We start from the raw sequence: 14,794 nt of genomic DNA, 5'->3' as shown, positions 1-14,794 counted from the left end.
AGAGCACCTCCTCTAGGTATCAACAGCCTACCTCACAATTAAAACGGGAATATCCACTTTGTGCCGTACCGAATCTACTGTGGTACCAAATATCAGATCTTTTAAGCCCTTATGTCCGTGGGCACCCATTACCAAAAGTTCTAGTCCGTTTGCATTACTGATTTCGGCGATGGCTTGTGCTGTGCCGCCAAAACCAATATGAGGTGTGGCATGGTAGCCTAAATCGGCTAGGTTTTCTTGATATTTTTTGAGATTATCGGTATCTGATTGCGTTTCGTGATCCATTGCTGTTTTGCCATGATAGCGGGCAGCTGCGGTTTCTACTACATGAATTAAATAGTAATGCGCCTCTTTCCCGCCTTGTATCAGCGCATGGCGAATAGTTTTTCTGTCGTTCTCCGAAAAATCAACAGTAATACCAATTTTTTCGTAATTGATTTTTTCAATATGACCAATGGCTAAGGCATCGCCATGCGGAACATTGCCTATTCTTTGTTTTTTGCTCACGAAAGGATAAACGAAAATATAGGCTAGCAATAGTGCGATCAGCATAGCGATAGGTAGTACAATGGTATAAATGTACCAAGCTCCGTTGGTTGCGGTTGCCCAACCAGAAATTTCTTCGATAACTAATTTAATGTTAAGTGCTACAATAACGCCAGCGCTTAACCAAGCTAATATTTTTACCCAAGTTTTGATGGTAAATTCCTTCATTTCTTTCCTGTCTGAGTTAAGATGGATTAAAGGAATAATGGCAAAACCCAATTGTAGGCTCAATACAACCTGACTTAAAATTAGCAATCCGCCTAGGGCATCTTCTCCGAAATAAAGTATGGTAAAAAATGCAGGAACAATAGCTAACAGCCGAGTAATTAATCGGCGTAGCCAAGGTTGTATGCGCAGGTTCAAATGTCCTTCCATTACAATTTGTCCGGCAAGTGTGCCGGTAACCGTAGAGCTTTGCCCAGCAGCAATTAATGCGATGGCAAATAGGGCAGGAGCTACATTTCCAAAGATGTGTGTTAGTAATTCGTGTGCATCCTGTATTTCGGCAATTTCGTGAAAACCATTTTTATAGAAAGCTGCCGCGGCTAAAATTAAAATTGCAGCATTAACAAAAAATGCCAAGTTTAAGGCTACTGCGGTATCTATAAAGTTAAATTTGATCGCTTCCTTGATTCCCTTGCTATCTCTCTCGATTTTTCTCGTTTGTACTAAAGAAGAATGAAGATAAAGATTGTGTGGCATTACGGTGGCACCAATAATACCAATAGCAATATAAAGTGCCTCTCCGCCCAGAATCGAAGGCTCAAAACCTTTTACAATTTCTTTTAAAGAAGGTTCTACAATAAACATTTCTACCAAAAACGAAACGCCAACAATAAAAACCATGGAAACAATAAAGGCTTCCATTTTGCGCATCCCTTTGTTAAGTAAGAAAAGCAATAGTACCGTATCGAAAATGGTAATAGATATGCCCCAAATTAATGGTAAGCCAAAAAGTAGGTTTAAACCAATGGCCATCCCAATAATTTCGGCCAAATCGCAAGCAATAATAGCGGTTTGTGCCAATATAAATAACGGAAAGTTTACCCATTTAGGATAAGTGTTTCTCGAAGCTTGTGCTAAATCTAGTCCTCTTACAATACCCAAACGAGCGCTTAACGATTGGAGTAACAGCGCAATTAAGTTCGACATGAGCAATACCCAAATAAGCTGATAGCCAAACTTACTGCCGCCAGCGATGTCGGTAGCCCAGTTTCCAGGGTCCATATAGCCTACGCTAACTAAGTACGCGGGGCCTAAAAACGCTAATATTCGTCGCCAACCTTTTTTTTGGTCGGTGTTTACACTCTGATGTACTTCGCTAAGCGATTGTTTCTCGGTCATTAGCTTTTGGTAATTAAAATGTACTTAGCTACTTCTCTACTTATATTTGTTTTTTGCTGCTCAACCAATAATTCTACCGAACCATCAAATGCCAATACTTCGATAATTTGTATTTGTTTTCCAAGTGTTAAGCTCAGCTTTTCTAAATGCTTGAGGAAAGCAGAAGAATGCTCACTTACGCCAGTAATGGTTCCTTGGTCACCAGGTTTTAACTTACTTAACTTTACTAGGGCCAGTTCTGCAAAATTACCATGTTTGTCTGGAATAGGGTCTCCATGAGGATCAACACGGGGGAAATTTAAAAACTCGTCCAAGCGTTCAATTAATAAATTAGACTGGATGTGTTCTAGTTCTTCGGCAACCTCATGCACTTCATCCCATTTAAAATTAAGCTTATCTACCAAAAAAACTTCCCAAAGGCGATGTTTCCTCACAATATTGATGGCCGTTGATCTGCCTTTATCTGTTAAGGTTACGCCCTGATATTTTACATAATTTACCAATCCCTTCTCCGAAAGTTTTTTAATCATATCCGTTACTGATGCCGCTTTGGTTTGAATACGCTCCGAAATGGCATTAGTAAGCACTGGATGACTAATTTCTGATAAGTGATAAATTATTTTTAAATAATTCTCTTCGGTATAAGATTGCATTTTTGTTTTTCTAATTCATTATTTAGACAAATCTAAAAATTTTTAATAAAATATTAGTTAATTTTTTACATTAATTTTAGAATAAAATTTGGCGGGTTGAGCTTTCTGTTATACCTTTACACCTTTCAATTAAAAAACAAGTATGGCATTAGAGTTAGATAAAATTGATTTTAAGATCTTGAGATTATTGCAAGAAAACGGTAGAATTACCAATTTGCTTTTGTCGCAAGAAATAGGTTTATCGCCAGCGCCAACTTTAGAGCGTGTTCGTAAACTAGAAATGTCTGGTTACATTAAAAGCTATCATGCTTTGGTTGATGAAGAAAAACTAGGTTTGGGTATTAAAACCTTTATCCAAATTCAATTAGATTTTCATAAAAATAATACCATTCAAATCTTTTTAGACGAAGTAAACCAAATTAAGGAAGTAACGGAGTGTCATCATGTAACTGGTCAGGCCGATTTCTTGTTGAAGGTTTATGTAAGCGACATCAAATCGTACGAGCGTTTAATTATGGATAAAATCAGCAAGATTTCTGTAGTGAAGACTTTCCAAACGATGATGATCATGTCAACCACGAAGAAAGAACCAATTGTGCCGTTGGAGTATTAAACCCCTAAATCCCCTAAAGGGGACTTCTGCATATTCGCCAACTTTGGCAATTCCCCCTTCAGGGGGTTAGGGGGTCCAGTTAATCTCTTGCTTGCCCTGTTGCTTTAAAATCTCGTTTGTCTTAGAAAATGGCTTTGAGCCAAAGAAACCATTGTAAGCTGAAAAAGGCGATGGATGCGCAGCGCTAATGATAAAATGTTTGCTTTTGTTTATCAATGCTTCTTTTTGCTTAGCATAGTTGCCCCATAAAATAAAAACTAAACCTGTTCTTTTTTCAGATAATTCGGTAATTACCTTGTCTGTAAATTGCTCCCAACCTCTTTTTTGATGTGAACCAGCGGTATGTGCTCTAACGGTTAATGTGGCGTTTAACAATAAAACGCCTTGGTTGGCCCAAGCGGTAAGTTCGCCATGATTTGGGGCTTTGAAATCAGGAAATTCATCCGCCAGTTCCTTATAAATATTTTTAAGCGAAGGAGGTGTAGCCACGCCTTTTTGTACAGAGAAAGACAGGCCATGCGCTTGCCCAACACCGTGATAAGGGTCTTGCCCTAAAATTACTACTTTAACTTTTTCAAAGGGAGTATGGTTAAAAGCGTTGAAAATATCAGATCCCTTTGGGTAAATGGTAAAGCCTGCCTGTTTTTCTTGTTGAAGAAAATCTTTTAAGGCTTTCATGTAAGGTTTTTCAAATTCGCTTTCTAAAATTTTAAACCAGCTTGGTTCTAAATCTACAGCCATTTTTTAAGTTAAAAGTATAAAGTTTAAAAAGAAGTAAATATCTTATTTTTTTGCCGTTAAAATATCAACTAAATCCAGTTCTAGGCTTTTTTTAGGGTGCTCTACAATACGACCAATTTCTTTCCCTTGCTTATCGGTAACAATAAACGTAGGTACACGTTGAATGTCAAGATCGCCTATTAAACCATTTTCAGCTTTTTTATCGCCATTAACTGCAATAAAAGAAACATCATCTTCTTTAACTTTTGCCGCATCTGTTACCTTTAAAAAGTTTGGTACTTGATACTTACTATCGCCACACCAAGTGCCTAAAACCACTTTTATTTTTTTACCCTTCATTAACTTGATTAACTGAGGTACAGTTGTAGAGTCTATATTATAGTTTTCGTAGTTGGCATCGTAGCTAGCTTTAAATTCAGGGAATTCTACTAAACCCTCTCTTGAACACTGGTTTAACATGATTTGTTTGTGTTTTATTTGATCTTCTAATTTTTTATTGATTTCTTGAGATTTCGCCGAAACGAAAAATAATCCGAAGGTGATGGCAAGTAGGTACTTCATCGTTATCTAATTTTTGTTGAAATTATAAATTAAATCGTTATTTTCTGCTATATAAAACCGATATTTGCAGAAATATTGAAAAACTATGTCAAATTTAGTACGTTTAATTATAGGCTTTGTTTTAGTTGCTGCTGCGGTTGCACTTTTTGTTTTTGGTTATTGGGGTTGGGGCATTCCTACTATTTTGCTAAGTATATTTGTTTTTGTAACCTATTTCTACAACGAAAATATGCTAATTGCACAATGGCATTTGCGTAAGGATAAAATGGGTAAAGCTGAAGTTGCTTTAGCTAGAATTACTAACTACGAAAAGCAATTGAACAAAATGCAGTATGGTTATTATAACCTTTTGTTAGGATTGTTGGAGTCGAGAAAAGCACCAATGAAATCTGAAAAATATTTCAAAGCAGCTTTAAGTTTGGGCTTACACATGGATCATAACGTAGCTTTAGCTAAATTAAGTTTAGCAGGTATTGCCATGGGAAAACGCAATAAACGCGAAGCCCAAATGTATTTAGCAGAAGCCAAGAAAGCAGATAAAAATAAACTGTTAGCTGATCAGATTAAGCAAATGAAAGATCAGTTGGGCATGTTAGATAGGCAACAGCAAGTGCGCTACAGCCATAGATAAAAGAGTTTTAGAGCAGAGCTAATGCCGAGATGGAATTAGCTCTTTTTATTTGTCGCACAAGCGATCAAAACTTTCTTCATAAGCAGCATTTGCCCTGCTCAATAAATCTTCCTCCTCTTCAATTTTCTTTTTGCTGAAAAACAACTCTTCAGCTTGGATACGTTTAATTAACTGACGAATAAGCGATAAGTCAAAAGTGTCTTTACTTAGTTTAATGCAATATTCGTTTTCTGTAATTTCGATACTTGAACTATTCATTTTAGTTAAATTTTAATACTGCACTAAAATAGGGAAGAACTTTTACTGTAAATGCAATAAACTTTTAACTTTATGTTATGGTTTTGTTAAGGAGCTTTCACGCTAACTGTTAGCTCATGGTTACTTTAACATTCTTGGCTAACGTTTTAAACCGAGTGCCATTTTCTTGCACAACGGTGATGGTGAGATGCCCCGTTTTGCTAATGTTTAAATCGGTGGCTTTGCCCGTTTTGCCTTTATGTGTGCCAAAAATTACTTGACAAAAGTCGCCATCTTTAAGTGCTATTTCTTTCATAAAGCTTAGTTGGTTAATAATTAAGGTTAAGAAAAGTTGAACAAAAAATCCCCAGTTAATAACTGAGGATTTAAGATGTTTAGCAATTATATCTATTTATGTTCTAAAAACAAACCATCGTCTGTTTTGGTTACTTTAAGGATGTTTTTTCCGGTTAAGCCTTTCAAGGTAGTATCCCACTTTTTGTTGCTCCATTCCGATAATTTTGCTTTTATATTGCTGAGTAATTGTTGTTCACCTTCTTTAACTAAAGCGTACAATTCAGCTTCTTCAGCAGAAAGCTCAATTTTCTTTTTCTCTGGGCGCATCTGCGGGAAAAACAACACCTCTTGAATGGTCGATTGGTCAGTCATTAACATCACCAATCTATCGATACCAATGCCTAAACCAGAAGTTGGAGGCATGCCATATTCCAACGCACGAACAAAATCATCATCCATTGCCATGGCTTCATCATCGCCTCTGGCGGCTAATTTCAATTGTTCTTCGAAACGCTCTTTTTGGTCAATTGGATCATTCAGTTCAGAGTAAGCGTTGCCAATTTCTTTACCCATTACAAATAGCTCAAAGCGCTCTACCAAGCCTTCTTTGCTGCGGTGTTTCTTGGCCAAAGGCGTCATTTCAATGGGGTAGTCGGTAATGTAAGTAGGCTGAATTAAGTTAGCTTCCACTTTCTCACTGAAAAGCTCATCCACCAATTTACCACGCCCCATTGTATCATCAGTTGCAATGCCTAAATCTTTACAAGTTTGTACCAACTCGGCTTCGCTCATTTCCGACACATCAATACCAGTATATTTTTGAATTGATTCGTACATCGTTAACTTCTCATACGGACCAGCAAAATCAATTTCATGCTCACCAACTTTAACCACTGGCGAACCGTGAATAGCTACGGCAATTTTCTCCAAACACTCTTCTACCATGCCCATCATCCACACGTAGTCTTTGTAGGCCACGTAGATTTCCATCGAAGTAAACTCAGGGTTGTGCGTTCTATCCATCCCTTCGTTACGGAACATTTTACCGAACTCGTAAACACCATCAAAACCAGCAACAATTAACCTTTTTAAGTAAAGCTCATTAGCGATACGTAAGAACAAAGGCATATCTAACGTATTGTGGTGTGTCGCAAACGGACGAGCCGCCGCCCCACCATGCACCGCTTGTAAAATTGGCGTTTCTACTTCCATCCAGCCTTGACTGTCGAAGTAATTACGCATGGTATTGATAACCTTAGAACGGTTGATGAAAATTTGTTTGTAATCAGGATTTACCGTTAAATCCACATAGCGCATTCTGTAGCGCAATTCTGGGTCAGTAAAGCCGTCGTATATATTGCCATCATCGTCACGCTTTACCACAGGGAGTGGTTTTAATGATTTCGATAATACGGTTAACGAAGTTACATGCACCGAAATCTCGCCAGTTTGCGTAGTAAATACATAGCCTTTTATGCCAACATAATCGCCAAGATCTAATAATTTCTTGAAAACCGTGTTGTACAAAGTCTTATCTTCATCAGGGCACAAATCATCACGCTTTAGGTAAAGTTGCACTCTACCGGTAGAGTCCTGCAACTCAGCAAACGAGGCGTTACCCATAATACGGCGGGTCATAATACGTCCAGCAATGCTGATGTTCTTATAAGCAGTTTTATCTCTTTCGTAATTTTCGTTAATATCTGCGGCGTAGGCATTTATTTCGAAAGCCTCGGCAGGGTAAGGGTCAATGCCCAATTCGCGTAGTTGTTTTAGCGAATCACGTCTTTGTATTTCCTGTTCTGATAATCCTATACTCATTTATGGTATTTTTTGCAAAAGTAGTAATTTTTTTGCGTCATTGCGATGTGTAGCCGCCGCTAATATTCCGTCATGATGAACTTTGCTCTTCGGAATTTGTAATTCCGAAGCAATATCATAGGGTTTTTAATCCGAACTAAAGTTATGCTTATATGCTACAAAATGGAATTAAAAATTCCGTATAGGTAGTTCGACATTACAAATGTCGAACAGCAATTTTCCCTTTGGTTGGTGTGATTACCAACCAAATCGTTTACTCCACCTCCGCACTATCCTTCGCATACATCTCCGCAATTGCAGGAGCATATTTTTTCTCTACAATTCTACGTTTCACTTTCAAAGTAGGCGTAATTTCGCCTTCCTCAATACTAAACGGGTTACGCTTTACGATAAAATGTTTGATGCGCTCAAATTTAGCTAGTTCGTTAGAAATCTTTTTAATATCCTTACCAATCCAATCGTTAATTTCTTTCTCTGCAATAAAATCTCCTTCACGTTGGAAGAAATCTTCTTTTAAATTAAAGGTTTCTTGTAAAGTCTCCTTATTAGGGATGATAATTGCCGTGATGTATTCCTTTTTATCACCAATTAAAAACAACTGGTCAATTTTAGGGCTTTTCAGGTAAATGTTTTCTACTGGCGTTGGATACACATTCTTGCCATAGGCATTTACAATCATGTTTTTCAGCCTGTCGGTAATTTGCAAGTTACCTTTGTAAAAACGACCAATATCTCCCGTATGGAACCATTTGTCCTTATCAATCGCTTCGGCAGTTTCGGCAGGTTTGTTAAAATAGCCTTTCATCACGCAGTGACCACGAACAATAATTTCGCCTTCTTCGCACTCAAAGTTTTCATTAAAGGTATCGTAGGTTTGGATATTGATCATCTGCTTGGTATCAACATTTTGAATGCCAATCTCAATACCTGGAATTACACGGCCAACCGTACCATAAACCTGTCTGTGGTACTCCGTAACCGACATTACCGGAGAAGTTTCCGTTAAGCCAAAACCTTCCAATATTTTAATGCCTAAATCGCCAAAGAACTCCCCAACATTTTTAGGCAATGCTGCTCCTCCCGAAATCATGAATTTTAAACGTCCGCCAGTTTTTTCTTTAATTTTGCTGAAAACTAATTTCTCGGCGATTGATTTTTTACCGCTCAATAGCAATCCAGGGTTTCTACCTGCTTCTTTGGTAACTCTATAGTTGTTGCCAACTTCTAAGGCCCAGGTAAATATTTTTGCTTTTAAACCACCTGCTGCCGTGCCAGATTTAATGGCTTTATCGTGGATACGCTCTAGCAAACGAGGTACGCATGACATTACCGTAGGTCTAACCTCGCTCATGTTTTTGGCCAAAAGCTCTAAACTTTGCGCAAAAGCAATTTTACAGCCTTGCGCACAACATACATGGTAAGTGGCCGTGCGCTCAAATACGTGCGACAAAGGCAAGAAAGATAAGAACGTTTCTGTTTCATCAATTACTGGGATTTGCTGTAAACAAACCTCCACGTTTTTTACAAAATTGTAATGGGTAAGCATTACTCCTTTTGGTGTTCCGGTGGTACCAGAAGTGTAAATTAAAGAAGAAACATCTTCTGGTAATACTTCGGCTCTGCGTTTATCAATTTCAGTAATCTCTTCTGCAGATACAGGTCTATTTAAAATGGTGTTGTAATCAATTATTTCAATATTCAAATCTTCTGGAATTGCTATTTTTCCAAAATCGGCAAATGCTGGAATGATATATTTTAATTCTTGACAGTTTTCGGCAACTTTCAATATCTTCTTAAACAAAAAGGTATTGCCCACCAAGATGGCTTTAATGCCCGAATCATTAATAATGTAAGCTACTTCATGTTCAGAAAGGGTAGGATAGATGGATACATTGATTACACCAATTTGTTGAATACCTTGGTCGTAATACACATATTCTGGCGAATTTTCCATCATCAAACCTAATCTATCACCTTTTACAATACCTTTTTCTAGAAAAAATGCAGCAACTGCATCAGCTTTAGCTAAGGTTTCTTTAAAAGAAATCTCTTCCCATTTATCTCCTTTTTTATGGATTAGAAAGGTTTCTTCTGGTTGATGGATGTTTTTTACAACGTTACGTAAAAGCGTAGGTACGGTAGAAAATTCGTTGAATGATACCATGTTACATTATGTTTGGTGATATTTTGAACTAACAATGATAAAGTATTGCGACTAATAATACAAAATGAATGAATGATTGTTGGTAAAAATTGCGTTTTTAAAATGACAAAAGGCTCCAATTATAAATTGGAACCTTTTGTTTTATCGTTACTCTAAATTTGTTTTAGAGTCTATTTATAATATTACTAAAAGCCGATGCTGGCCTGTGGTGAAACTTGTGCCGATTTATCGGTGCGGAAAGCTACGCCGTAAAATGAATTCAGCCTGAACGAGATTATCTTATACAGAAAAACTTTCTCCGCAACCGCAGGTACGACTAGCGTTAGGGTTTACGAAGTTGAATCCTTTACCATTCAAGCCATCAGTAAAATCTAATTCCGTGCCGGCTAGGTATAAAAATGATTTCATATCCAGTGCTATTCTAATGCCGCGGTCTTCAAAAAATTGATCGCCTTTTTGTTCTTCGTTATCAAAATCTAAATTATAAGATAATCCGGAACAACCACCTCCTTTTACAGAAACACGTAAAAAATAATCAGAACCCATTTCAGAATCCTGCATTAGGTCGTCTATTTTGCTTTTTGCTTTATCTGTTATAGTAATCATTTTAGTAAGATTTGAGACGTGAGATTTGAGACGGATTATAAACTCACATCTCACATCTATTTTTTCACATCTATTTTAGTGGTGCGATTTAGGTAATGCTAATGCTTCCAACCCGTTTTTAACGCGATAATCGTTAATGGCAGATTTGATGGCATCTTCGGCCAATACCGAACAGTGAATTTTCACCGGAGGTAAAGCCAATTCTTCTACTAAATCCATGTTGTCAATTTCTAAAGCTTGGTCAATAGATTTGCCTTTTAACCATTCTGTAGCTAAAGAAGAAGAAGCAATAGCCGAGCCGCATCCAAAAGTTTTGAATTTAGCATCAGTAATTACGTTGTTGTCATCAACTTCTATTTGTAAACGCATTACGTCGCCGCACTCTGGAGCACCTACTAAGCCAGTACCTACGTTTTTAGCTTCTTTATTTAAAGTACCAACGTTTCTAGGGTTGGTGTAGTGATCAATCACTTTTTCTGAATATGCCATGATATTTTAGATTTTAGATTTACGATTTTAGATTTCCTGCCATCGTAAATTGTTATATTCTTTATTTATTTAATGATTGTGTATTTCAAATGGTAATTCGTAAATCTACAATCGTAACTCGTCTTAGTGTTCTGCCCACTCAATTTTGCTCAAGTCAATACCTTCTTTAAACATTTCCCAAAGTGGAGAAAGGTCTCTCAAATGGTTAACAGCTTTCTTGGTGTTTTCTATTGCGTAATCAACTTCTTCTTCAGTAGTAAATCTTCCTAGTCCAAAACGTATCGAAGAGTGTGCCAAATCATCAGAAAGACCTAAAGATTTTAACACATAAGATGGTTCTAACGAAGCAGAAGTACAAGCAGAGCCCGAAGAAACTGCTAAATCTTTCATTGCCATCATTAAGCCTTCACCCTCTACATATTTGAAAGAAATGTTAGCTACGTGAGGTAAACGGTGTTGTACGTTACCATTTACATAACTTTCTTCTAATACTGTTAAAGCACTTTCCAATTTATCGCGTAAAGCTGATAAACGTTTAGTTTCTTCGTCCATTTCTAAACGACAAAGCTCGCAAGCTTTACCTAAACCAACAATACCGGGTACGTTTAATGTGCCAGAACGCATGCCACGCTCATGGCCACCACCGTCCATTTGGGCGGTTACTTTAACTCTTGGTCCTTTTCTACGTACATATAAAGCACCAACACCTTTTGGTCCGTACATTTTGTGCGCACTGAAAGCCATTAAGTCAATGCCATCAGCATTTACATCAACAGGAATTTTACCCACTGCTTGTGTTGCATCCGTCATGAATAAAGCACCATGTTTGTGTGCAATAGCAGAAATTTCTTTAATTGGTTGAATTACCCCAATCTCATTATTTCCGTACATAATGGTTACTAAAATAGTTTCTGGTGTCATTGCAGCTTCCAATTCAGCTAAATCAATTAAACCATCTTCTTTTACATTTAGATAAGTAACCTTAGCGCCTTGTTTTTCTAAGTGTTTGCAAGTATCTAACACAGCTTTGTGCTCTGTAGTAGCAGTAATAATATGGTTGCCTTTGTCAGCATACATCTCGAAAACACCTTTGATAGCCAAGTTGTCAGCTTCGGTAGCGCCAGAAGTAAAGATGATCTCTTTTTCTGTACAGCCAATCAATTTTGCAACTTGTTCGCGGGCATAATCTACACCTTCTTCTGCAACCCATCCAAAAGCGTGGTTACGGCTAGCGGCATTACCAAACTTGTTAGTGAAATAAGGCAGCATAGCTTCCAATACTCTTGGGTCTAGCGGTGTGGTAGCGTTGTTATCTAAATAAATAGGAAGTTCCATTCTTGTATCTTTTTTTATTTGCCGACAGCTGAAAGACCAAAGCTTAAAGCAGGTGAATTAAATGCTTTCGGCTTTCGGCTTTCGCCTTTATGCTTATTTATGATACAAAGATACGAAAAAACTTTGCGAACAATTGTAAATAATGGCTATGATACTATAGATAAAACGTGCATTTTTACATTCTGATAACCTTAAATCTATGAATAAGATAGAACATATTGGTATAGCAGTTGCTGATTTACAAAAAGCTTCGTCTTTGTACGAGCAATTGTTGGGCACAAGTTGCTACAAAACCGAACGAGTAGAAAGTGAAAACGTAGCTACTGCTTTCTTCAAAACCGGAGAAAATAAAATAGAATTATTGGCTAGCACAGCCGATGACAGTGCTATTGCCAAGTTCATTGCTAAAAAGGGAGAGGGGATACACCATATTGCTTTTGATGTAGATGATATTTATGCCGAAATGGAAAGATTGAAGGCAGCAGGTTTTGTGCTGTTAAACGAAGAGCCAAAAAAAGGTGCAGATAATAAGTTGATTTGCTTTGTGCATCCAAAAACAACAAATGGGGTATTGGTAGAACTTTGTCAGGAAATTAGATGAGTAAAATGTCGTTAGCTAAAATGGTAGGCAAAGACTTTGAACTATCAGAAGACTTATCAGAAAATCAATTGCGAGAGGTTTTGGTAAAGGCTTTTGAATATCTAGTAGAAGACGATTTTTCTAAATTGGTGCAAATTCTTTATCGTGCCGATGTTGACCAAGATAAGCTAAAACAACTATTGGAAAGTGCCGAAAATTCAAGTTCTGGAGAAGTAATAGCCGATGCTTATATCGCCAGACAAAAAGCGAAATTGGAAATTTGGAATAAATACTCGAAGTAGTAAAGTAGCTACTTTAAGGTTTTTTACCATTAATGCGTTGGAATTAGGCTTTTTTGCTTTAAGACGCTTCACGTGCGTATAGGATGCAGCTATGACGGATAGGGAAAGACCGTACAAAACTTACTACAGGATAGGTTTTTGCCAGAAAATTCGCGTGGTACACTATTTATTCCACCTTTTAACAGTTTCTTAGGGGTTTTAGAAAATATTCTAATTGGTACTTGTTTCTAATAAATAAAATACTGATATTTGCAACCTCTAAAATAGAGGTATAAAAAGATAATAAGAAATGACATAGACGTTGTTGCCAGCAAATTGCAATAGGGTTCTTGGAAATTTCAACATAAATAATTTAAATAATATTCAAATGAAAAAAGATTTGCATCCATCGAGCTACAGATTTGTTGTTTTTAAAGACATGTCTAACGACTATGCTTTTTTAACTAAATCTTGCGTTGAAACTAAAGAAACTGTTAAATGGGAAGACGGTAACGAGTACCCTCTTTATAAGTTAGAGATTTCTCATACTTCACACCCTTTCTATACTGGTAAAATGAAGTTGGTAGATACTGCTGGTCGTATCGATAAATTCAAAACCCGTTACGCTAAAAAATAATTTTAGCTTAAAAGCATATTTTTTTAAAAGCTCACGATTTAAATCGTGAGCTTTTTTTATTTTTGTTGCTTATGGTAATCAATCTTTTTGATGATAAATCTTGGTTTTCGCTTAGGCCTTTAACCTTTACACGTCCAGTAGCCGATTTACGAGTAGGTATTTTAACTATCGCAGAAAAATGGGGAAAACATCTTAATGCTAGCTGCGGCTATCAAACACAGGAATACCTAAGTGAAAAATATCCTTTATTGGCTGCTTCGGTTTTTGTGAATGGTGCTATATGTCCAGATGATGAATTGCTAGAAAATGTAGTAAAATTAAAAGATGGACAAGTGCTACACGCAGCCGATATTGTGATTGCTTACAAAACAACAGTCCAAATAAGTTATCAAGAAGCATTAAATAAGTTAGAAAGGGTAGCTTATTTGTCTAGCTTTGTTAAAATAGATTATCCCGAGCATATTTTTGGGTTCAATGACGTGGAGATACAAAAAGATTTTGCTCTGCTTACCAAAGGAAAGGTTTCGGCTGGGTTAAGTGGTACAAATATCGTACTGGGCGATCGTATTTTTGTAGAAGAAGGGGCAACGGCAGAGTGTGCTACCTTTAATACTTTACAAGGGCCTATTTATTTAGGTAAGAATAGCCAAGTTTGGGAAGGCTGTCATATACGAGGTTCGTTTGCCCTATGTAACGACTCGCAAGTGAAAATGGGTGCTAAGATTTACGGAAAGACTACCATTGGACCGTTTAGCAGAGTAGGTGGCGAGATAAACAATACGGTAATTTGGGGCTATTCTTCTAAAGGGCACGAAGGTTATCTAGGTAATTCGGTAATGGGACAGTGGTGCAATATCGGTGCCGATAGCAATAACTCAAACCTTAAAAATAACTACGGTGAGGTTAAGCTGTGGGATTACGAAAAGGAGAGCTTTAGGAAAACTGGTCTGCAATTTTGTGGCCTAATTATGGCTGATCATGCCAAATGTGCCATTAATACCATGTTTAACACGGGTACTGTTGCAGGTGTAAGTGCCAATATTTTTGGTGCAGGTTTTCCTCGTAATTTTATTCCCGATTTTGCTTGGGGCGGTGCGCATGGCTTTGATATTTATGCGTTAGATAAAATGTTAGAAACTGCAGCCCTAGTTTACGAGCGCAGAGATTTAATCTTAAATAAAACTGAACAAAAAATTATAGCTCATATTTTTGAGCTTACAAAAGAATATAGACGCTTTTAAGAGAGAAGTTGAAAAGT

At 37.2% G+C, this 14,794-nt stretch carries 17 protein-coding genes; 6 read left to right on the top strand and 11 right to left on the bottom strand.

Annotated elements, in window-relative coordinates; translation table 11 throughout:
- Window positions 1-27: 27 nt before the first annotated feature.
- Window positions 28-1,890, bottom strand: coding sequence for an Nramp family divalent metal transporter (locus tag B3I52_RS09645; protein ID WP_293300736.1), 1,863 nt, complete (start codon window positions 1,888-1,890; stop codon window positions 28-30).
- On the bottom strand, window positions 1,890-2,543 hold the full coding sequence (locus B3I52_RS09640) for a metal-dependent transcriptional regulator (RefSeq protein ID WP_293300734.1): 654 nt from the start codon (window positions 2,541-2,543) through the stop codon (window positions 1,890-1,892). The genes B3I52_RS09645 and B3I52_RS09640 overlap by 1 nt, the downstream gene beginning before the upstream one ends.
- Before the next feature lie 142 nt (window positions 2,544-2,685).
- On the opposite strand from B3I52_RS09640, the gene B3I52_RS09635 reads away from it, so the two are divergent.
- The gene (locus B3I52_RS09635; RefSeq protein ID WP_293300732.1) at window positions 2,686-3,156 is read left to right on the top strand and encodes an Lrp/AsnC family transcriptional regulator; all 471 of its coding nucleotides are present in this window, start codon (window positions 2,686-2,688) and stop codon (window positions 3,154-3,156) included.
- A 66-nt stretch (window positions 3,157-3,222) separates the two neighbouring features.
- Here the strand turns inward: B3I52_RS09635 and ung are convergent, their stop codons facing one another.
- Entirely contained in the window at window positions 3,223-3,897 is a 675-nt protein-coding gene (gene ung, locus B3I52_RS09630; RefSeq protein ID WP_293300730.1) for a uracil-DNA glycosylase, read from the bottom strand.
- 42 nt (window positions 3,898-3,939) lie between these two features.
- Window positions 3,940-4,458 (bottom strand): TlpA family protein disulfide reductase, encoded by a 519-nt coding sequence (locus B3I52_RS09625; RefSeq protein WP_293300728.1) that lies wholly within the window; start codon window positions 4,456-4,458, stop codon window positions 3,940-3,942.
- An 85-nt stretch (window positions 4,459-4,543) separates the two neighbouring features.
- On the opposite strand from B3I52_RS09625, the gene B3I52_RS09620 reads away from it, so the two are divergent.
- Window positions 4,544-5,089, top strand: a complete 546-nt coding sequence (locus B3I52_RS09620) for a DUF2892 domain-containing protein (protein WP_293300726.1) — start codon at window positions 4,544-4,546, stop codon at window positions 5,087-5,089.
- 45 nt (window positions 5,090-5,134) lie between these two features.
- On the opposite strand, the gene B3I52_RS09615 is transcribed toward B3I52_RS09620, so the two are convergent.
- From B3I52_RS09615 to B3I52_RS09585, 7 genes are all read right to left on the bottom strand, one after another.
- Window positions 5,135-5,347 carry a hypothetical protein gene (locus B3I52_RS09615; RefSeq protein WP_293300724.1) on the bottom strand — a complete coding sequence of 71 codons (213 nt, stop codon included), beginning with the start codon at window positions 5,345-5,347 and terminating at the stop codon, window positions 5,135-5,137.
- 109 nt (window positions 5,348-5,456) lie between these two features.
- A complete protein-coding gene (locus B3I52_RS09610) occupies window positions 5,457-5,642 on the bottom strand; it encodes an RNA-binding protein (RefSeq protein WP_293300722.1) in 186 nt (61 codons plus the stop codon).
- A 92-nt stretch (window positions 5,643-5,734) separates the two neighbouring features.
- The gene (gene lysS, locus B3I52_RS09605) at window positions 5,735-7,444 is read right to left on the bottom strand and encodes a lysine--tRNA ligase (protein ID WP_293300720.1); all 1,710 of its coding nucleotides are present in this window, start codon (window positions 7,442-7,444) and stop codon (window positions 5,735-5,737) included.
- A 253-nt stretch (window positions 7,445-7,697) separates the two neighbouring features.
- A complete protein-coding gene (locus tag B3I52_RS09600; protein WP_293300718.1) occupies window positions 7,698-9,608 on the bottom strand; it encodes an AMP-dependent synthetase/ligase in 1,911 nt (636 codons plus the stop codon).
- Between the two features lie 279 nt (window positions 9,609-9,887).
- Entirely contained in the window at window positions 9,888-10,214 is a 327-nt protein-coding gene (locus tag B3I52_RS09595) for a HesB/IscA family protein (RefSeq protein ID WP_293300717.1), read from the bottom strand.
- Between the two features lie 75 nt (window positions 10,215-10,289).
- Window positions 10,290-10,703 carry a Fe-S cluster assembly scaffold IscU gene (iscU, locus tag B3I52_RS09590; RefSeq protein WP_293300715.1) on the bottom strand — a complete coding sequence of 138 codons (414 nt, stop codon included), beginning with the start codon at window positions 10,701-10,703 and terminating at the stop codon, window positions 10,290-10,292.
- Window positions 10,704-10,826: 123 nt separating this feature from the next.
- A complete protein-coding gene (locus tag B3I52_RS09585; RefSeq protein WP_293300714.1) occupies window positions 10,827-12,038 on the bottom strand; it encodes an IscS subfamily cysteine desulfurase in 1,212 nt (403 codons plus the stop codon).
- Window positions 12,039-12,237: 199 nt separating this feature from the next.
- Here B3I52_RS09585 and mce point away from each other — a divergent pair, with 199 nt between their 5' ends.
- The 4 genes from mce (at window position 12,238) to B3I52_RS09565 (ending at window position 14,777) form a co-directional block, all read left to right on the top strand.
- Window positions 12,238-12,639 carry a methylmalonyl-CoA epimerase gene (gene mce / locus B3I52_RS09580; protein WP_293300712.1) on the top strand — a complete coding sequence of 134 codons (402 nt, stop codon included), beginning with the start codon at window positions 12,238-12,240 and terminating at the stop codon, window positions 12,637-12,639.
- A 5-nt stretch (window positions 12,640-12,644) separates the two neighbouring features.
- On the top strand, window positions 12,645-12,920 hold the full coding sequence (locus B3I52_RS09575) for a hypothetical protein (RefSeq protein WP_293300710.1): 276 nt from the start codon (window positions 12,645-12,647) through the stop codon (window positions 12,918-12,920).
- A 367-nt stretch (window positions 12,921-13,287) separates the two neighbouring features.
- The gene (locus tag B3I52_RS09570) at window positions 13,288-13,536 is read left to right on the top strand and encodes a type B 50S ribosomal protein L31 (protein ID WP_293300709.1); all 249 of its coding nucleotides are present in this window, start codon (window positions 13,288-13,290) and stop codon (window positions 13,534-13,536) included.
- A 71-nt stretch (window positions 13,537-13,607) separates the two neighbouring features.
- The gene (locus B3I52_RS09565; RefSeq protein WP_293300708.1) at window positions 13,608-14,777 is read left to right on the top strand and encodes a GlmU family protein; all 1,170 of its coding nucleotides are present in this window, start codon (window positions 13,608-13,610) and stop codon (window positions 14,775-14,777) included.
- The last annotated feature ends 17 nt before the right edge of the window (window positions 14,778-14,794 follow it).

This window comes from Pedobacter sp. UBA4863 (assembly GCF_002399615.1).
Taxonomy (GTDB): Bacteria; Bacteroidota; Bacteroidia; order Sphingobacteriales; family Sphingobacteriaceae; genus Pedobacter.
This window is presented reverse-complemented; position numbering and strand designations above follow the sequence as displayed.